19 protein-coding genes, 1 tRNA gene and 1 pseudogene are annotated in these 18,244 nt (G+C 60.2%); 15 read left to right on the top strand and 6 right to left on the bottom strand.

Annotated elements, in window-relative coordinates:
* Positions 1-22 precede the first annotated feature (22 nt).
* The 7 genes from B7Y64_RS10785 to B7Y64_RS10755 all read left to right on the top strand — a co-directional run bounded on the left by B7Y64_RS10785 (position 23) and on the right by B7Y64_RS10755 (position 6,546).
* A complete protein-coding gene (locus B7Y64_RS10785) occupies positions 23-4,162 on the top strand; it encodes a hypothetical protein (protein WP_291326222.1) in 4,140 nt (1,379 codons plus the stop codon).
* Positions 4,163-4,287: 125 nt separating this feature from the next.
* Positions 4,288-4,515 (top strand): DUF6447 family protein, encoded by a 228-nt coding sequence (locus B7Y64_RS10780; RefSeq protein ID WP_291326224.1) that lies wholly within the window; start codon positions 4,288-4,290, stop codon positions 4,513-4,515.
* A gap of 1 nt (position 4,516) precedes the next feature.
* Complete coding sequence (locus tag B7Y64_RS10775; protein WP_291326226.1) at positions 4,517-4,774, top strand: hypothetical protein; 258 nt, start codon at positions 4,517-4,519, stop codon at positions 4,772-4,774.
* A 73-nt stretch (positions 4,775-4,847) separates the two neighbouring features.
* Entirely contained in the window at positions 4,848-5,066 is a 219-nt protein-coding gene (locus B7Y64_RS10770) for a BrnT family toxin (RefSeq protein ID WP_291326228.1), read from the top strand.
* Entirely contained in the window at positions 5,026-5,334 is a 309-nt protein-coding gene (locus B7Y64_RS10765; RefSeq protein WP_291326230.1) for a BrnA antitoxin family protein, read from the top strand. The genes B7Y64_RS10770 and B7Y64_RS10765 overlap by 41 nt, the downstream gene beginning before the upstream one ends.
* A 1-nt stretch (position 5,335) precedes the next feature.
* Positions 5,336-6,433 carry a transposase gene (locus B7Y64_RS10760; RefSeq protein ID WP_291326232.1) on the top strand — a complete coding sequence of 366 codons (1,098 nt, stop codon included), beginning with the start codon at positions 5,336-5,338 and terminating at the stop codon, positions 6,431-6,433.
* A gap of 42 nt (positions 6,434-6,475) precedes the next feature.
* A tRNA-Thr gene (locus B7Y64_RS10755) sits at positions 6,476-6,546 on the top strand.
* 98 nt (positions 6,547-6,644) lie between these two features.
* Here the strand turns inward: B7Y64_RS10755 and B7Y64_RS10750 are convergent.
* Positions 6,645-7,073 (bottom strand): primase-like DNA-binding domain-containing protein, encoded by a 429-nt coding sequence (locus tag B7Y64_RS10750; protein ID WP_291328847.1) that lies wholly within the window; start codon positions 7,071-7,073, stop codon positions 6,645-6,647.
* A 241-nt stretch (positions 7,074-7,314) separates the two neighbouring features.
* Here B7Y64_RS10750 and B7Y64_RS10745 point away from each other — a divergent pair, with 241 nt between their 5' ends.
* Together B7Y64_RS10745 and B7Y64_RS10740 are read left to right on the top strand one after the other, a co-directional pair.
* Positions 7,315-7,629, top strand: coding sequence for a DUF6516 family protein (locus tag B7Y64_RS10745; protein ID WP_291328845.1), 315 nt, complete (start codon positions 7,315-7,317; stop codon positions 7,627-7,629).
* A complete protein-coding gene (locus B7Y64_RS10740) occupies positions 7,626-8,000 on the top strand; it encodes a helix-turn-helix domain-containing protein (protein WP_291326238.1) in 375 nt (124 codons plus the stop codon). The genes B7Y64_RS10745 and B7Y64_RS10740 overlap by 4 nt, the downstream gene beginning before the upstream one ends.
* A 336-nt stretch (positions 8,001-8,336) precedes the next feature.
* Here the strand turns inward: B7Y64_RS10740 and B7Y64_RS10735 are convergent, their stop codons facing one another.
* Together B7Y64_RS10735 and B7Y64_RS10730 are read right to left on the bottom strand one after the other, a co-directional pair.
* Positions 8,337-8,843, bottom strand: coding sequence for a GNAT family N-acetyltransferase (locus B7Y64_RS10735; protein WP_291326240.1), 507 nt, complete (start codon positions 8,841-8,843; stop codon positions 8,337-8,339).
* Positions 8,840-9,118, bottom strand: a complete 279-nt coding sequence (locus tag B7Y64_RS10730) for a DUF1778 domain-containing protein (RefSeq protein ID WP_291326242.1) — start codon at positions 9,116-9,118, stop codon at positions 8,840-8,842. The genes B7Y64_RS10735 and B7Y64_RS10730 overlap by 4 nt, the downstream gene beginning before the upstream one ends.
* Before the next feature lie 800 nt (positions 9,119-9,918).
* Between B7Y64_RS10730 and B7Y64_RS10725 the strand changes: the two genes are divergently transcribed.
* From B7Y64_RS10725 to B7Y64_RS10705, 5 genes and pseudogenes are all read left to right on the top strand, one after another.
* Complete coding sequence (locus tag B7Y64_RS10725; protein WP_291326244.1) at positions 9,919-11,088, top strand: site-specific integrase; 1,170 nt, start codon at positions 9,919-9,921, stop codon at positions 11,086-11,088.
* A gap of 97 nt (positions 11,089-11,185) precedes the next feature.
* The gene (locus B7Y64_RS10720) at positions 11,186-11,398 is read left to right on the top strand and encodes a type II toxin-antitoxin system RelE/ParE family toxin (RefSeq protein ID WP_291326246.1); all 213 of its coding nucleotides are present in this window, start codon (positions 11,186-11,188) and stop codon (positions 11,396-11,398) included.
* Entirely contained in the window at positions 11,388-11,678 is a 291-nt protein-coding gene (locus B7Y64_RS10715; protein WP_291326248.1) for a transcriptional regulator, read from the top strand. Before B7Y64_RS10720 ends, B7Y64_RS10715 begins: the two co-directional genes overlap by 11 nt.
* 430 nt (positions 11,679-12,108) lie before the next feature.
* Positions 12,109-13,647: an IS3 family transposase gene (locus tag B7Y64_RS10710; RefSeq protein WP_060987626.1), complete on the top strand. Its 1,539-nt coding sequence runs from the start codon at positions 12,109-12,111 to the stop codon at positions 13,645-13,647.
* 51 nt (positions 13,648-13,698) lie between these two features.
* A pseudogene (locus tag B7Y64_RS10705) lies at positions 13,699-14,160 on the top strand (IS630 family transposase); the annotation flags it as partial.
* Position 14,161: 1 nt separating this feature from the next.
* Here B7Y64_RS10705 and B7Y64_RS10700 read toward each other — a convergent pair.
* A complete protein-coding gene (locus B7Y64_RS10700; RefSeq protein WP_291326250.1) occupies positions 14,162-14,878 on the bottom strand; it encodes a DUF6088 family protein in 717 nt (238 codons plus the stop codon).
* 62 nt (positions 14,879-14,940) lie between these two features.
* On the opposite strand from B7Y64_RS10700, the gene B7Y64_RS10695 reads away from it, so the two are divergent.
* Complete coding sequence (locus B7Y64_RS10695; RefSeq protein WP_291326252.1) at positions 14,941-15,174, top strand: hypothetical protein; 234 nt, start codon at positions 14,941-14,943, stop codon at positions 15,172-15,174.
* Between the two features lie 265 nt (positions 15,175-15,439).
* On the opposite strand, the gene B7Y64_RS10690 is transcribed toward B7Y64_RS10695, so the two are convergent.
* Both B7Y64_RS10690 and B7Y64_RS10685 read right to left on the bottom strand, forming a co-directional pair.
* Positions 15,440-16,852, bottom strand: a complete 1,413-nt coding sequence (locus B7Y64_RS10690; protein WP_291326254.1) for a Fic family protein — start codon at positions 16,850-16,852, stop codon at positions 15,440-15,442.
* 124 nt (positions 16,853-16,976) lie between these two features.
* Positions 16,977-18,188, bottom strand: coding sequence for a site-specific integrase (locus tag B7Y64_RS10685; protein WP_291326256.1), 1,212 nt, complete (start codon positions 18,186-18,188; stop codon positions 16,977-16,979).
* Positions 18,189-18,244 lie beyond the last annotated feature (56 nt).

Genomic DNA, 18,244 nt, shown 5'->3' with positions numbered 1-18,244 from the left:
TTTTCAACACTAGGAGTTCTCAATGGCACTGACCACCACCCAAAAGACTGAGGCGTACCAATTCTTCATCGTCGCATTTGGCGCCGCCACCGGCGTCGAATACATGAACCAGCTGAACGACGCTTACAACGCCGGCATGACGACCAAGCAGATCGTCAACGTGTACACCACCAAGCCCCAGTTCGAAACGCTGTACCCCCGTTTCGATACGAACGAGCAGTTCGCCGAGCGTCTGATCGAAAACGTGGTGGGCGCCAGCGCCACCGCCGCCGCCAAGACGGAAGCCAAGGCTGACGTGGCCGCCGCACTGAACGCCGGCTGGACCAAGGGCGACATCGTGTTCCAGATTTTCACCAACCTGGCTGCCAAGGCTTCTACCGATGCACAGTGGGGCAAAACCTCCCTGATGCTGGCCAACAAGGTTGCCGTGGCCCAGTACATCACCGAAACCCAGCTGGTCAACACCACCGACCTGACCAAGCTGAGCTCCTACATTGCCTCCGTGACGGAAGTTGCCGCTTCGGTGGACGCCGCCAAGCTGGCTGCTCAGGGCGCTAATGGTCAGACGTTCACGCTCACTACGGGTGCGGATGCTGTTGCTGGCACCGCCGGCAACGACACCATCACCGCTCTGTCGATCAAGGCTGACGGCGCTGGCGCAACCACCTTCTCGGCTTTCGACTCCATCGACGGCGGCGCAGGTTCCGATACCCTGGACATCTACACCACCAACGCATTCAACGCTGCCTTCCCGACCAACACCACGGTCAAGAACGTTGAAATCGTCAATATTCACAACGCCGAAGGCGCTGCCGCTCTGGGCGACGCATCCAAGTTCGAAGGCGTTGAGCAACTGTGGCAAATTGGCGCGGCCGCCAACGTAACCAAGCTGGCTGCGACCACCACTGCTGGTTTCCGCAATGTCGACGCCAACATCGCTGTCGCAGCTGCCGATGCAGCCGCCACCGCCAAGATTGCCCTGGACAACCTGGGTGAAGGCCGCGCCATCAACGTGACCTCTGGCGCTGCTGGCACGCTGAATAGCGTGACCGTTGCCGGTACCGTCAAGGACACCAACAACGACAAGACTGTTGCAGCTACCGCGCTGAACATCACCGTCGGCAAGGATGTCGAATCCCTGTCGGTCAACACTGCCGTGAAGACCACTCTGGCTGTTAACAACAACGGCACCAAGACCGTTTCTACCGTTGACGCCTCCGCTTCGGCTGGCGCCATCACCTACAACGCTGCAAACACCGTTGCCAACGTGAAGACGGGCGCAGGTGCGGACACCGTGACCCTGAACACGGTTGCCACCGCCACCAGCAAGACGGCTTCCGTGGCGACTGGTGAAGGCAAGGACACCGTCAACGTGTTCGTCAATGCCAACGGCCAGACCGGTGTCAAGGCAACCGCCGATGCAGGCGCTGGTGACGACAAGATCAACGTCAACAACACCGGCCTCGTCGGTATTGACATCAAAGCTGGTGCAGGCAACGATACCGTCACTCTGGTCGATGGTCTGGGCAGCCTGGCTTCGACCGACAAGGTCGATGGTGGCGAAGGCACCGATACCATCGTGATCGCTGGCAAGACCCTGGGTGCCGAGGACTACATCACCCTGAACGAAGTGGCAACCGGCTTTGAAGCCATCACGTTCACCAGCAAGGCGACTCTCGATGCAAGCCGTATTGCCGGCTACAAGACACTGGAATTTTCTGGTGATTCCGCAGCTGTTGCAGCCGCTCAAGCTGCTGCCAACACGACGGCCCTGAATTTGGCTTTTGCAGCCGCTGCTGACAACACCGCTGACGCTGCTGTGGTTACGGCAACTGCTGCTGACAACACCGCTGACCTTGCAGTGACGAATGCAACCGCTGCTGACAACGCCGCTGACCTTGCAGTGACGAATGCAACCGCTGCTGACAACGCCGCTGACCTTGTAGTGACGAATGCAACCGCTGCTGACAACGCCGCTGACCTTGTAGTGACGAATGCAGCCGCTGTTGATGCCGCCGCTGACGCTGCATTCGCTGCAGCCGATACTGCCAACCTGACTGCTCAAGACGACTTGGCAGCCGCTGTGTCTGCCGCTGCTGCGACCCAGCTGGCTCTGGATGGTGCTGTGGCTGGCGCTGCTGCGACCCAGCTGGCTCTGGGTGGTGCTGTGTCTGCCGCTGCTGCGACCCAGCTGGCTCTGGATGGTGCTGTGGCTGACGCTGCTGCGACCCAGTCGACTCTGGATGGTGCTGTGGCTGACGCTGCTGCGACCCAGCTGGCTCTGAATGGTGCTACTACCGATCTCAATACGGCGGCTGCTGGAAACCAGGTTTCGTTTGATACGTCCGCTACGGGCTTCACGATCACTGCTGGTGCCACGTACACATTGGCGGGCCTTACTATTGCTGGTGCTGCGACCGGTGATATTGTTGTCACGCCGGCAGCGTCAAACATTACAGCGCTTGTGGCGTCACTGAACACCGCATTTACGGCTGGTGGCTTCGCCATTCAAGCGACCGTTGTTGGCACGGCCATCGTGGTGGCTTCCACAGCACCAGCTGCAACGCAGCCCGTTATTGCCGGTACCGCTACGCTTTCCGACCCGACGCCAGATGTGGCAACTGCTACGCTGAACGACAACAGTCCCGATCTCGTCGCAGCTCAGAATGCATTTACTGTAGCGCAGAATGCTGACAACGCCGCTGACCTTGCAGTGACGGATGCAACTGCTGCTGACGTAACCGCTGACGCTGCTGTGGTGACGGCAACTGCTGCTGACGCAACCGCTGACGCTGCTGTGGTGACTGCAACTGCTGCTGATGCAACCGCTGACGCTGCTGTGGTGACGGCAACTGCTGCTGATGCAACCGCTGACGCTGCTGTGGTAGCTGCTCAAACCGCAGCCAATACCGCTGCGTCCACTCTGTCTTCTGCTATCGCTGGCGCTGCTGCGACCCAGCTGGCTCTGGATGGTGCTGTGGCTGACGCTGCTGCGACCCAGCTGGCTCTGGATGGTGCTGTGGCTGACGCTGCTGCGACCCAGTCGACTCTGGATGGTGCTGTGGCTGCCGCTGCTGCGACCCAGTCGACTCTGGATGGTGCTGTGTCTGCCGCTGCTGCGACCCAGTCGACTCTGGATGGTGCTATGGCTGCCGCTGTCACAACTGAGACGAACAAGCAGGACGCGATCACGGCAAACAATTCGGCGCAAGCTACCTTGGCTGCGACGCTCAATGCAAATGAGTCCACCGTGACCAAGGTTGCTGCGGACCAGGCGCTGGTGGCTAATGGCAACCTGATTGCCACCGCTGCTGGCTACGTGCTCGACAGCGACGCAGTGACCGCCGGTAACCAGACCACCTACGCTGGTTCGCTGGACATTACCGCCAAGGGTGACGGAACCGTCATCACCGCTCAAGCTGACAGCGTCAACCTGAAGGTGGCTGGCCTGGTTGCTGGCGACGTTGGAGTGACGCTGAACGGTGATGTCAAGACCGCTTCTGTCAGCCTGACCAACGGCGTTAACAACGCCAAGGCCGAACTGGCAACCGAAGACACCATCGCCAGCGTGAGCGTTACTGCCAGTGCCAGCGTGCTCAAGGCCATGACCACCCTGACCCTGACCGGCAACGGTGAAGCCGTTGTGACCAACTTCGATGGTTCCGCACTGGTGACGGTGGATGCCTCCGCATTGGGTGGCACCTATGCGCTGGGTGCTGACAAGGGCGACACCACCATTGGTCTGGACTTCTGGTCCACCAGCTCCAAGTCTGAAACTGTCAAGCTGGGCTCCGGCATTGACTGGGTCGGCCTGCAGAACTCCACCGTGAAGAACATGGACACGGTGACGGGTCTGAACCTGGTGGACAATGCAGACGTGACCGGCAAGCAGATCGACTTCGACCTGTCCGATGTGCTGGTGGTGAATGCTGCAACGTTCGAGAAAGTCACGACTGCCGCGACTTCGCTGAACCTTGCGCTGATCGACCTGGCTGCCAGCTCCTCGAAGAACGAAGTGGTCTTCACGTTCGGTGGCGACACCTACATCTACGCCGACAACGGTACGGACGCAAACTTTGTGGACGACGTCGACGTGTTGGTGAAGGTAACCGGCACCGCCGACCTCGACCTGCTGGTTTCCTCGTTGAACGGCATCGTCTAATCTCCCCCGGAGACAAGCACCCGCCCTCTGGTAGGTGCTTGAAGCGATAACCTATCAAGACCCCTGTGACTTCGGTTGCAGGGGTTTTTTCATGTCCAACGCCAACCATTTCTCCCATCCAAACCATGCCCCAAATCACCATAGACAACCTCACCTACGACCTCGACACCCTCTCCACAGAAGCCAAGGCCCAGCTCCAAAGCCTGAAGTTCGTCGACTCTGAGCTGGCCCGCCTGCAAGCCCAAGCGGCTGTTCTGCAAACCGCTCGTGCGGCGTATGTCAAAGCCTTGAAAGCAGCCTTGCCGTCACCACTGATGCAGGCTCAGACCAGTGAGACCTTGAAGTTCAATTGAAATGATTTCCCCATTGGACAGCAGCCTCACATTGGTAGTCGATGCTCTTGCCGCTGAGCTGCAAGCCATCCAAGCCGAATCCATAGGCTGGCTGCCACTCGGTCAAGGAGGGTATTTGCACCATGGCGACCCGCAAGCCAGCCATGACGACATGGTGATTCAGGTTAACAAAAAGGACACCCACTTTAATTGCCTAAATAAACAGCATTCTTTAAACTCCTGCCCATGGCCGGATATAAAGGACACCCACGTTAGTTGACAATCTCAATGCCATTTCCTAGACTTAACGAGCCGCTCTCGACAAGCGCGATAAGACACTCACGCAGCGTGGCTTGGATTTCGCCCATGCTGGCGAGGTGTTCGCCGGGGTGAACGTCACTGCGGAAGATGCCCGGTTTGATTACGGTGAGCCACGGTTCACCACTGTCGGCGTGCTGGACAGCCGGATGGTTATCCTGGTCTGGACGCCTCGCGGCGAGGTTCGCCGCATCATCAGCATGAGGAAAGCCAATGAACGTGAAATCGCAAGATTCGCCCAAGCCATGGGTTGACCCGGACGACGCACCGGAGTTGACTCAAGACTTCTTCGAGCAGGGCGAGTGGAAAATCGGTGATCAGCCGGTATCGGCACAAGCAGGCGCGGCCGCGCTGCGTGAGGCGCTTTCCCGTGGTCGCCCCAAGGCGCAAAGCACCAAACAGGCCCTGACGGTGCGTTATGACGCGGAGGTCATCGAGGCCTTCAAGGCTACCGGCAAGGGTTGGCAGACACGGATGAATGACGCCTTGAAAGACTGGCTGCAAACGCATTCGCCCGCATGACATGACCCGCCCCCGCTCATCCCTCATCTCGCTGGCCGATACGCCCTGGTACCACGTGGTCAACCGCTGCGTGCGCCGTGCTTTTTTGTGCGGCGCAGACGGCGTTACTGGTCAAAACTTTGACCACCGCAGGGGCTGGATCGAGACCCGTATCCGCGAGCTGGCCTCGGTGTTCACCATCGATGTGGCAGCCTATGCCGTCATGAGCAACCACTACCACATGGTGTTGCGTGTGGATGCTGCCCGCGCGGGTGCGCTCGACGATGAGGCGGTGTTGCGCCGCTGGACGCAGTTGTTTGCCGGCCCGCTGCTGGTGCAGCGCTATCTGGCAGATGACCGCAATCAGATGGGCGAGGCCGAGCGTGCCAAGGTGCAAGAGTTTGCCGCCCTTTATCGCCAGAGGCTGGCGGATGTATCGTGGTTCATGCGGGTGCTTAACGAGACCATAGCCCGCCAGGCCAATGCCGAGGATGGTTGCAAGGGCCGGTTCTGGGAAGGGCGCTTCAAAAGCCAGGCGCTGCTGGACGAACAGGCGCTGCTGGCCGCCATGGCCTATGTGGACCTCAACCCCATTCGCGCTGGCATGGCCGAAACCCTGCACGACAGCGCCCACACCTCCATCGCAGCGCGCTTGGCCGAGCTGCAAGGCCAGCCTTTTGTGCCTGTGATGGCCCCTGTTGTGCAGCCAGAAGCAGCCACCGCGGCAGCCCCCATGCCCCCATCTGAATTGCCTGGTCTGCTACCGGAGGCAGCGCTGGCGGCAATACCAGAGGCGCCGTTGATGCCCTTTGATGCGACCGGCCGCTTTGAGCAGGCCATTCCCTTCGGCCTGCAAGAGTACATTGAGCTGGTGGACACCATGGGCCGCGCTGTGCACCCTGCCAAGCGCGGCGCCATACCCGCAACCACCCCGCCCATTCTTGCCCGCCTGGGCATGGACGCTGAAGGCTTCATCAACGCCGCAGACCATTTCTTCAAAGACTTTGCCAGCGCCATAGGCACGCCGGCCAAGCTGATAGCAATTGCTGCCCACCGACAGCAGCGCGCGCTGCGCGGCTTGGCTGCGGCACAGCGGGTGTTTGAGGCCAAGGCGGTGTAATCCAGCGAAAAAGTGCCTTCAGAGAAAACAGCCAACAAAATCGCCCGGCTCAGTGGTAGCGCACTCCCTTGGTAAGGGAGAGGTCGCGGGTCCGATTCCCGCCATGGGCACCAGTTTGTCTGCTGAGCACGGTGCTGAGCCCTGGCAGCGCGCTTCCGACACCGTGAGGCTCTCATCAAGCGGCACGGCTGCCGAGGCTGCATTCCCTGCCCTACACGTCGCTGTCGCTGTCGCGCAGCACAACCGGGTAAAACCGCAGGCCATTGGAGCGCTGGGCCTGCAGCCCCAGCTCCTTGAGCGAGCGCCCAAAGTACGAATCATCAAGTGCCTGGTAACCGTGGTCTTCGCAGTAGCGCAGAAACGCGCGGAACACCGTGCTGGTCAGCGTCTTGCCGGGCTTGGCCCGGGTGCCGTTGTTCGTAGTGGTTGCCGGCATCCGCAGGCAATCCTTGACGAAAGCCCGCACCGGATCGGACGCCGCCCGGTACGCCTCCTGGGCCTGCAGGCTGCTGGGCACTTCGGTGAAACCGCCTTGGCGCTCCAGGCGCTGCAGCCCCTGCAGCGCCCAGTTGAAGATCCCCGGCAGTTCGCACTGCAGCGTGGCCGGCAGGTGGGCGCCATTGATGAATACGTTCGGCACCACAACACAAACCCCAAGCCGTTCATCTGGACCAAGAGCGCCCGCGACATCCTGCAAAAGGTCATTCGGGCGAACTCAAAGATAAGTTCTAAACAGAACGAAACACTACACTAGCGCATCCACGGCCCTGCTCTGAAGCACTGGCAGGTATTGCAGGGAGGGAAGCTGGCGTGACCCGGCCACCTCGGGCCTGGTCACGTCGCCTGCCGTGGCGGGCGTAACGTCGAGAACCTAAGCAGCCATGATGTTATTTATCATGGCTGACGAGAAGATCATCGATGAATCCCACAAGATTTCCGACAAGCGAGGGAATGGGAGACTGCGTCGGGAAGTCTGGGTTGATGAAGTCACAAAGAAGATCACGCGATACAACCTGGCCTACATCAATCACAGCATCCATCCTGGCGACAATGGGCGCGTGGTTGGTTACGACAATGCGCATGATGGCCACCATCGCCACTATTTCGGTGTCGTGGAACCTGTCGAATTTGTCAGTTTCGAAGACACTGAAGATCGCTTTGAACAAGACTGGATTGCCCTGAAGGACAGCCAATGACCAAACTCACCATCAAGACCGGAACTGAAGAAGACTTTTTCAAGCGTGGCCGCCAGTTGGCCAAGGCGGCCGATCGCGGTGAACAGCTACCCGACGAACGCATTGTGAGCTTCGAAGACCCTGCGGACGTCATGAAGCTCATCACGGCGGCGCGTCTGGCGCTGTTCCGTGCAGTCAAAGAGATGCCCGGCTCGATTACTCAGATTTCGGAGCGTCTGCATCGAGACCGCAGTGCGGTGAAGCGCGATATAGATGAGCTGGAGCGTGCTGGGCTGGTGACGATTGCCTACAAGGTGTTGCCTGGCCACGGACGGATGAAGGAAGTCCGAGCGACCGCAAAGCGATTCAGCTTACAGGCGGAGGTTGCGTAAGCTTTCACCATCGGTCAAAGAAGAGACGCCGGGGTCAAGCCTTGTAGCGTGTGCGCGCAGACCTGGCAGAGCGAGCGGCCCGTGTTGTCGGTGGCGGGGGGGGGAGTGGCGCGCTCCCTGCACTCCCTGTCGCTACCGCCCCCAGCCGCCCCGCCAGGGTGGGCTTGCCAGGATTTCCTTGCCTGCACTTCGCAGTCACAGTCAGACAGTGCAGGGAGAGCGGTGCATCCGGCCCCCCTCCTGCCCGAGGCCAGGGGCGCGTCGGCTGCTGTGGCGGGCGTAGCAGCAAGGAGCTTGAGCGGGGCAGTGATGTGCTTGAGGGTCTTCTTGTGTGCTTTAACCGGCCAACAATGCCTTGAGGTCCTTGAGCATCAGGAAAAGATGGTAAGGGTCGGTTGGGCTGGACTCGAACTCCCAAGACGCATACCACTGCCGTGCCGCATCGTCTTTGGCGTGAACCAGCACGCAACGAATGCCGACGATATCAGCAGCCTGGACCGTGCGCAACAACGCATCTTTGAGCAACGCCTTGCCCAGCCCCTTGCCCTGGTGATTCAGATCGACAGCGAGTCGAGCCAAAACCATGACCGGCACGGGATGTCGCGCCAATCCCTTCAGGATCCGCGCCGGTGCATCTTCTGGATCGACGCTTCCCACTGCCAGGCTGTAGAACCCCACCACGGCACTGTCCGCACAGCAGACGTAGGTCTGCGCGCTGTTGGCTTTCTGGTTGGCGAGGGCGTAACGCTGCAAGAATTGGTTCAGTGCCGGTTGGCCGCAATCAAATGGCTCGACCGGGTCGGCAGCCGAGAGTTTGTGGACCGGTCCATAGGCTGCGCTCAATCGAGCACTCCGGGCTCACGGAGCAGTTTCTTCAGACGTGGCTTGGCCTGAACAGGGCGGTCCAGCGCCACCTCAAAGGCTTGCCATTGGTCAGCGCTCAGCACGAAATTGCGGCGATCCGCAAGCGCCTGATTGGCCGCAGTCACGCCCGCGTCCAGCAGGAATTCGCTGACATTTTTATGGCATGCGCGCGCAGCTTCCTGCAGCAGTTGTTTGACGGAGCTGCTCGCCCGGACATCGATTCGCTCGGTTTTCGACAGATTCAAGGTGCTCATGGCTACCCCCAATTTTTGGCATGGGGTTCATCATATCGTCCGGATGATGTCCTGACAAGCGACTGCTGCATGGGTCTGCCCTGGCCTGCAGGATTGCTTGTTGTAAAAAACGGGCCCCTCTTTTGTGTTCGTGCGCTGCAACGCCTGCCAAGCCGGCTCGCCGGGATGTCCTAGCCTACGCTTCGCAGTCACAGTCAGACAGTGCAGGCAGGGCAGGGAGAGCGGTGCATCCGGCCCCCCTGCCGTGGGCCGGGGCCTCGCCTGCCGCAGTGGGCGTAGCAACGGTGATTTGGGGCAGATATTATTTTTCTGGTGCCTGTTCCTGCCCGCGCGGGAACAGGCTTTTTGCCGTCTGAACCAGGAGAAACCCCATGCTGAAACCCTTTGACCTGACTATTGTTCCCCGCCAGTTCGATGCCGAACTGCAGCTGCGCCTGCGCTGGCGAAGTTGATTGCGCACCCCCTTGTCTTCCCCTTCGACCAAGCCGTTGGCCATTGCCGCCAACGGCTTTTTTGCTTTTTGCACCTACAGCAAGAAGCCTCTTATCGCTCTGGCTTGAGCCCTTTCCCATGCAACCTCCTTGCCCCTGGGCCGCCGACGCGGACAGCACGCGCTGTCTGGTCGGCTGGCCTGAACTGCCTCGACCTTTATGGAGAACCCCATGCGTTACACCCAAGTTGATCTGACCCCCAAACCGGAAGTTCACGGTGGGTGAACAGATGGATAGCCCGGTTCCAGACCCACCGGGCTATCCATCCCCTCCATTCCCCTCACTTCAAAAATCCCAAGGAGATTCCCCATGCCGACCATCACCCTCGACGCCAACACGGTCCGTACTGCCACCTGCCCAGCGGACAAGAAAAAGCTCGACCTGTACGACACCGCCACGCCGGGCTCCGTCCTCGAAGTCCGGCCCAGCGGTGGCAAGACCTACTACCTGCGCTACCGCGATGCCCACGGCAAGCAGCGCCAGCACCGCATCGGCGATGCTGCCGGGATCAGCTTCGAACAAGCCAGAAATGCCGTGCAGACCCTGCGGGCCAAGGTGATCCTTGGCGACAACCCCGCCGAGGACAAGAAGCTGCTGCGCACCATCCCGACGCTGGAAGCCTTCGCCACCGATCGCTACCTGCCCTACGTCAAAGGAGCCAAGCGCAGCTGGGACACCGACGAGTCCTTCCTGCGCAACCATGTGCTGCCGCGCTGGGGCAAATGCCACCTCGACGAAATCCAGCAGCAGGATGTGATCGAGTTCCACCATGCCCTGCAAGCGAAGGGCTACGCCCCGGCCACGGCGAACCGGGTGGTGATCCTGACCCGCTACATGTTCAACCTCGCCAAGAAGTGGAAGATCCCTGGCGCCGAACACAATCCCGCCTCTGGGGTGGAGCTGTTCGAGGAAAACAACAAGCGCGAGCGTTTCCTGAACGCCGAAGAAGTGCAGCGGCTGGTCGCGGCCGTCCGGGCCAGCGACAACCGCCAGCTGCAGTACATCGTGCCGTTGCTCCTGCTGCTCGGGTGCCGCAAGCGCGAACTGCTGGGCAGCCAATGGGACCACTTCGATCTGGAGCGCCGGGCCTGGCGCATCCCGCTCAGTAAGACCGGCAAGGCGCGCCACGTGCCGCTGTCGGCGGACGTGATCGCGCTGCTCCATCAGTTGCCACGCTGGAACAGGTGTGCCTACGTGGTGCCGAATCCCAAGACCCAGAAGCCCTACGTTTCGGTGTTTTACAGCTGGGATACCGCACGCAAGCAGGCGGGGTTGCCCGAGGTGCGGATGCACGACCTGCGCCACAGTACGGCCAGCTTTTTGGTGAATTCGGGCCGGTCGCTGTACGAGGTGCAGAAGATACTGGGGCACACCCAGCTCAAGACGACGCAGCGCTATGCGCACCTGTCGCAGGCCACGTTGCTCGAAGCCGTGGACAGCCTGGGGCAAGTGTCCGGGCTGAGCCTGGCGGTGGCCTGACGACAAAGCACGCAACACGGACATCGCCCGCCAAGGCGATGTCCGGTTGTGCGTGTTTTTTTGCGAGCAAGGAACTCCGCTTCTAGCGTACCATCCAATGCACGGTCTTCGCAAGTTGCGCGTGCCGTTGCCTGGGCGAGGAAAACGAGGCGGCGCCAGAGTGATCTACTACCACTGGGTCAGCCACGACCAGTGCTATTTGGTCTATGCCTACGCCAAGAATGTGGCCGCTGACTTGACCAAGGACCAGCTAAGGCGCCTGGCCGATGTGATCGATGTGATTGATGTGGAGGTGAACCATGGACAATAAGCAATTTGACGACCTGCTGGCGAGCGTTCGCGACATGGGTCGCCACATGCGTGGCGAAGTTGTCGTTGGTGCGAAGGTACGCGAGTTTCCAGAGCCCGACGTCAAGGCCATCCGGGAACGTACTGGCCTGAGCCAGACCCGTTTCGCTTACCTGATCGGCGTCAGGCCCAAGACCCTACAGAACTGGGAACAGCACCGAGTGCGCCCGGCCGGTCCAGCCCGTGCGCTACTGAAGATCGTTGAGGCCAACCCCAACGCGCTGTCGCTGCTGCATGCTTGACTCGGCAAGGGCGATGCCCGGCCGCTAACCGGCCGGGTTCGCCCATCCTGCTGGCCCGCTCCGGTGGCTGGGTGGGAAGTGGGTGGGGCACCCAACGGGGCAAATTCTGTTGGCTTTACTCGCCAGATGGCCGTTTTAGGGGCCGACTTTGCCCCACTGCCGGTGGGAAAGTGGTGGGGCGGTGCGAAATCCGCTCACCGGAACAGCCGTAAGCTGTTGCGCGGCTTCGGCTTTCCGGGTTGCTAGACAGGTTCGCTCACTACTGGTGTGGACACCCTGGTTGGTACGGCTGGCAACGACACCTTCATCGCTGACGCAACGGTCAATGCAGTGATTTCTGCTGCTGACTCCGTCAATGGCGTCAACACCCTTCTGATGACGTCAATCAGGGGGGGTGCGGACGAAAACTTGGACTACTAGAAGGTAGTTCATGTATTCCTACGAAGACCGAATCCGAGCCGTTGAGCTCTACATCAAGCTCGGCAAACGCACCAGCCCGACCATCCGTCAGCTGGGTTACCCAACCAAGAATGCATTGAAGGGGTGGTACCGCGAGTATCAGCAGCGGCTCGACCTGCCGCTGGGATATGCCCGTCGGCAGCCGAAGTTCTCGCAGGGCCAGAAGGCAGCGGCCATCGAGCACTACCTCACACATGATCGATGCATCGCTGCCACCATGAGGGCGCTGGGCTATCCAGGGCGTGGAACGCTAACCAAGTGGGTCCGCGAGGCATTCCCTGAAGCCAGGATGGCCCTTGTCGGCAGTGTGGGCCAGCGAAGATATCCCGATAGCTTGAAGCACGCGGGAGTGATGGAGCTTTGCACCCGGCAGGAAAGTGCACAGGCTGTTGCCGACAGGCTCGGCGTGTGCCGGCCAACGTTGTACAACTGGAAGAACCAGCTTCTGGGGCGTGAGGCACCCGCATCAATGAAACACACCGATCGATCACCGCAGGCGCAAGAGCGTGAAGAGCTCGAGCGCCAAGTTGAGATACTGCGCCACGAAGTCAGGCAACTGCGCCTTGAGCAGGACCTCTTGAACAAGGCCAATGAACTGTTAAAAAAAGGCCTGGGCGTCGATCTGCAGCTCCTGTCCAACCGGGAGAAGACACTGCTGATTGACGCCCTCAGGGAGCACTATGGCCTGCCAGAGCTCCTTGCACAGTTGAGTCTTGCGCGTAGCTCGTACTTCTACCATCGGGCCCGCGCGGCAATCGGAGACAAGTACGTGAGGGTGCGCCAGTCCATCACCGAGATCTTCGAGTCCAATCACCGCTGCTATGGCTACCGCAGGCTGCAAGCCTCACTGGCCAGAGAGCAAGGCCCGATCTCCGAGAAGGTGATACAGCGGCTGATGAAGCAAGAGAGCCTGGTCGTTGCAAAACCCAAGAGGCGTCGGTATGCGTCTTACCTGGGCGAGATCAGCCCAGCACCAGAGAACATCATCAACCGTGACTTCCAGGCAGCAGCCCCCAACAAGAAATGGCTGACCGACATCACGGAGTTCCAGATCCCTGCAGGCAAGGTCTACCTGTCGCCGATCATCGATTGCTTCGACGGGATGGTGGTGAGCTGGACCATCGGCACGAGTCCGGATGCAGAGCTGGTCAACACCATGCTGGATGCAGCCATCGAGACCGTCACAGAGACAAGCGATCGACCAGTGGTCCACTCAGACCGCGGAGGTCACTACCGCTGGCCTGGCTGGCTATCCAGAATGAGCGAGGCCAAGCTCACCCGCTCGATGTCCCGCAAGGCCTGCTCGCCTGACAACGCAGCGTGCGAGGGCTTCTTCGGTCGGTTGAAGAATGAACTGTTCTATCCTCGGGACTGGAAGAGCGTCACAGTTGAGCAGTTCATTGAAGTGCTCGACGACTACATCCGTTGGTACAACGAGAAGCGGATCAAGATCTCCCTGGGGGCCCTCAGCCCGATCGAATACCGGGTGAGCCTTGGACTTGCGGCATAAAACCAGTCCAAGTTTTTATCCGCACCCCCAGGTGGTCAATTTTGAATTGGCGCCGAGAGCCACGGGTTTGAGTACAAGCGCAACGGCACGCTCAGCTTGTTTGCTGCGCTGAACACAGCCACTGGCGAGGTGCTGGGCATGACAGCGCCGCGACACACCAGCGAGCAGTTCGTGAGTTTCCTGGGCGATGTCATAGATAGCCAGCAGCAGGGCCGGGAGATACATGTCATCTGCGACAACGTCAGCAGCCACAAGACGGTGCTGGTGCAGGAGTTTCTCGCAGGGCACCCGAACGTGCGGATCCACTACACCCCCACCTACTCTTCGTGGCTCAATCAAGTCGAGAACTGGTTCGCGCGTATCCAGCGCGACGTCATCAGCAGGGGCGTTTTCACCTCGGTCAAAGACTTGGACAAGAAGCTCATGCGCTACATCCGCCAGTACAACAAAGACCCCAAACCCATCAAGTGGAAGTACGACAATCCGCAGCGTCGATACAGCCAATCTCAATGATTCAGTGGACTAGGTGCCGCTCAGCGGGAAATGCTGGTCGTATTGGAGCCATCAAGTAAGGCCTACTGCCAGTATCGGCCTCGTCGGCTTCCTTCAGGATTTCGCGCAGCAGGTCCTGCATCCACGCAGGCAGTGTGGGCAGTCCTTGCCGGAGGTCGTCTTTCAGCACTCCGCTGGCGTCGCTGGCGAGCAATCGCGTGAGTCGGACGATGACAGCATCGCGCTGCTCGGAAAGGGTGTCGCGCAGCCAGTGCAATGCCTGGACGACCTGCATGGCCGGGTGGCCAGCCCAATACAACTTGCTAGCGGCCGTCAAGCGAAACTGGATGGTGAGGTTGCCCAATTGAATGGGCCGCAGGCGTCCATCGGTATGCACCACCACTTGAGCAGGCACGGCATCGGTCAGCCCCAGGGCATTGGCAGCGGTCATGCCGTCGACCAACACACGCACCTGGTCTCGGCGGCTGACCGCATCAATCACGCTGCGGTAGTCTGGTGCTGCAGTCTTGCCTGTCAGTGCATTGTGTCGGGGCTGGTCGTAGAGGCCGCGATCCACACGCCGCAAATCTCCCGTTGCCACCAGGCGCTGTAGCGCTTTGTCGATGGCATCGCGTGGCCCAAGGTCGAGGAAGTCGACAGGCGTCCACACGTAGCCCGGCTGATGCCCGGCGACGCGTTGGCTGATCTGTGATTTGAGATTGAGACTGGGACCTCGCATGGCGCCTTCCTGTCCGAATAGGATATACACAAATCGGACAAAATGCGAGGTATCGAGGATTCATGTCCGAAAGTAAGCAACACTATTCGGACAAATCAGGCGGTGGCCACTGCCGCTTGCGACTGATTCGCCGCCGCCACCGTCCGTCCCACCCTAGCTCCGGCGACCACATTCCCCACCACGTTGACCGCCTCAAGCATCGCCTGCGGCGACAGGTGCGCGTACCCGAGAGCCTGTGGTGGCTCTTTGGCGCCGGCTACCTGGGCTACACCGGTGCGCGCAGCTTCGACAAGTGACGCGGGCCGGCTCGGTAGCGCACGACAACCTGAAACGACGATCCCCCGATTTCACTGCCTTTGTCGGCGGTGGGGTCGGGGGAGTTTGGCGTTGAGGGCTGGGTGGCGTGGCTCTGAGTTCACCATCCGAAGCGTAAATCCGCCAATTGGCGGAATTCTCAGGCCGATGATTCCGAGATTTACGTCGCTTGCTTCCGGAATTTACGGATCCTGGCGGGCATCAAAGCGTCGGGGAATATGGACATCTAGCGACGTTTTGATCGACTCAGGCCTGGTCTTGCGCGTGCTGCCACGCGATGTACTCTGAGCGCCGCAGTCGATACCGCGCGATGCTGCCTTCGTGCAACTGTTGCAGTGCTGCCGTAAGCATCTCCCTGAAGGCTGCCTGGTCGGCTTCTGCGGCGTGATCCTGTGCCACTTCGGCAATCACCGCAGGACTGGGTTGCCTTAGCCCCTTGACGACCGTCTGAACCGCCTGAATCAGCGCCTCCCGGTACTTGATCTTCAGCGGGTCGGGTTCGACCATCGTTTGCGCGATGGCCAGATACCGCTGGCAGGAGCGCTCGTAGGCCCAGACGAACACATCGCGCAACAACTCGATCTGGTTAAGTTCATACACCCCCAGCGTTCCTTCGATGTAGGCGTGCTCCGGCACATCAATGAAGGAAAGCGGGCAAAGGTTGTGCTTGAAGAGCGGAATGTTGGCACCGATGCGCGAGACGCGCTTGTTCACATCTTCAAACGGCTGCAGGTAGGGCAATTGCACCATCAGGAAGAAGGCTTGTTCGAACGGATCGGGGATAGCAGCAGCCTTGTCCAGCAGCTGCATAAAACAGTCCTCAATCACCTGCGGTAGTGCCAGCGGATGAAACACGGTGCCCGAGATATCCACCGGCCGCCGACGCAAGCGGCCACTCGCTTGCGGATCGCGCATCAAGTCCTGGGACAGCACCGCGTGCAGGTTCTTGAAGGTGAAGGCATCAAAGCTGACCTCATCGGCATCTTCGATCAGCATTTCGATAGCCGCCTTGTGGTTCAGGATCATCTGCGTTTCGATGGCGTTCTTGCCCTTGGCGACTTGCCCCAACTCGATCAGATTCAGGGTGTCAAGCCGGCTGTAGGTGTTGCCCTCGAGCTTCGACGAGGCCCACGAAAGATCGACCAGCAGTCGGCCCAGGATGTCCCGCGCGTAGGTGCCCGCCGGTCGCTCATTGGCAGACGTGCGCCCCATCTCGTGCAACTGCCGTCGCAGCGACTCGGGCAGGTAGAAGGTTTCTCCGGGCTGGTAGGCCTGCAGGAATTCACGCTGATAGCCTACTGGGCGGCGATGCATCAGCGCGAGCCGAACCTGATCACGGATCACTGCTCCTTCCGGGGATACTGGGACATAAAGCTCAGCCTCCGCCGTTGCGGTTGCGGTCAGCGTCATCGAACCACTGGCCGGCACGACGCTGCCGGAGACCAGCTTGTAGACCAATGCGATGCTCTCGCCCTCGGTGGTCAAGCGCTGCTCGTCGATGAGCTTTTTCAGGCGGCGTTGCAGCGTGCGACGGTTAGGCTTGTCACCTTGGCGCCGAGCCATCTCGGCCTCAATGCCAGCAATACCTATACCGCTCGGATGCGCCTCGACGATGAATTCGATCAGTTTAAGTTCTTCGGTCAGCGTGGCTCGTGGCATCGGATCTGGCTCCTCGTGGTGAATCTGTCACGCAATGTCATGAAAGCACGACAAAGAGCGACAAAATTATGTCGTGCTTTGTGTCGCGCTTCAAGCTGTTTTTGTCGCGCCTCGGTCCAATGTGTCACGCAAGTGCGACACTCGCCTGCCCCGGGTTCGCCACCACCGGCCGCCTGCCCACGACATTCCCCACCACATTCACCGCCTCGAGCATCGCCTGCGGCGAGAGGTGCGCGTAGCGCATCGTCACCTTCGGGCCGTGGTGGCCCAGGAGCTTTTGCACCTCGTACAGCGACCGCCCAGCATTCACCAGGAAACTCGCGTAGCTGTGCCGCAAGTCGTGCAACCGGACTTCGGCCAGCCCCACCTTCTTGCGGATCGAGTCCCAGGCATAAAAGATCGACACCGGCGGCTTCTTTGTCTTGGGGTTGAAAAACACCCAAGGGATGTCGTCTTGCCGGGGCAGCGTCTGCAGCAACTCGATGGCTGCTGCATCAGACAGCGGGATGTAGCGCGCCTTCTTCGACTTCGAGCGCGCCGCCGGCACCGTCAAGATCTGGCGCGCCCAATCGATGTCATCCCACTTGGCGTCCAGCACCTCGCGCTTGGGGGCGCCGGTGTAGAGCAGCAGCCGGATCACTTGACCCACCTGCACATTGCGATTGGTATCGAGTTCGTCGAACAACTGCTGCACTTCGGCCTGCGTTAAATACCGCTCCCTTGCGCCGTTGTCCTCGAAAGGCTCAACTCCATCGCAGGGGTTGCCCTTGGGCGGCAGCACATCCCAGCGGATCGCGCAGTTGTAGATGAATTTCATCAATACGATCATCCGGTTGCAGGTGCCCGCTGCATAGCCTTTCTCGAATACTGCGTGGTGAAACGCCACCACGTCCGAGCGCGAAATCCGGTTCATCCGGAACTCGGCAAACACCGGCAGCAGGTGGTTGCGCAGCATCGTCTCATCCGTCTCCCAACTGCGCTTTCGGGTCTTGGCGTAGGGCAGGTAGCGATCCCGGACGAAATCCCCGAAGGTCGGCACATCCTTGAAGCGATGGCTTTCTACCTTGGGGTCGCCACCCTCGGTGCCCATTTGCTTCATCTTGTGCGCCTTCGCCCGGGCGTCCGACAGCGAAATCTCGTCGGAGCGGCCAATGTGGTTCAGGCGCACCTTGCCGGCTGCATCGCGGTAGCGGAAGTAAAAGGTGGCACCACCGCTGGCGCGATGCTCCAGCAGGAAGCCCTTGATCTCGGTATCAAAGTAACCCACAGCCCCAGAGGCGGGCTCGCGGCCTGGCAGCGTGGCCAGAAATTCGGTGGTCAAGGCTTGTGCTGGCATCGTCTTCCTCCTTCAACAATTGAAGGTCATGTTATGCATATAATGCGTCCTAAAAG

The sequence above is a fragment of the Acidovorax sp. 35-64-16 genome (genome assembly GCF_002281195.1).
GTDB lineage: Bacteria > Pseudomonadota > Gammaproteobacteria > Burkholderiales > Burkholderiaceae_C > Acidovorax > Acidovorax defluvii.
Note: the sequence above shows the minus strand (reverse complement) of the source record. Positions and strands in the feature narration are given on the sequence as shown.